The sequence below is a fragment of the Roseburia sp. AF25-13LB genome (assembly GCF_003478915.1).
Taxonomy (GTDB): domain Bacteria; phylum Bacillota; class Clostridia; order Lachnospirales; family Lachnospiraceae; genus Roseburia_C; species Roseburia_C amylophila.
In genome coordinates this window covers 71,975-72,302 of record NZ_QUFO01000013.1, presented here as the reverse complement: position 1 = coordinate 72,302, position 328 = coordinate 71,975, and the positions used below count along the sequence as shown (strand labels likewise).

Annotated in this window: 2 tRNA genes; both read left to right on the top strand. The window is 44.8% G+C overall.

Annotated features, from left to right (window positions below):
* The first annotated feature begins 79 nt into the window (after nucleotides 1-79).
* Nucleotides 80-151, top strand: a tRNA-Asn gene (locus DWY37_RS14515).
* A gap of 30 nt (nucleotides 152-181) precedes the next feature.
* A tRNA-Glu gene (locus tag DWY37_RS14510) sits at nucleotides 182-253 on the top strand.
* Nucleotides 254-328 lie beyond the last annotated feature (75 nt).

The following is a 328-nucleotide window of genomic DNA, read 5'->3' as shown; positions in this document are numbered from 1 at the left end:
GGGCTTGACCAAAGCAACTCGGAAACAATCTGTATGAAGTTTTGAAGGTATGTTATAAAATAGCATAGCCTATTAATAATCCTCGATAGCTCAATGGTAGAGCGCACGGCTGTTAACCGTGATGTTGTAGGTTCGAGCCCTACTCGGGGAGTTTTTTTATCAACATTGATAAATAATATATGGCTCCGTGGTCAAGCGGTTAAGACATCGCCCTTTCACGGCGGTAACACGGGTTCGATTCCCGTCGGAGTCACTTGGGTGAAAACTCATGGATTGTAAACTGCAAGATTGGCTGAAAGGCTGGGTTCATAGTCTGCAGAAGGCATAC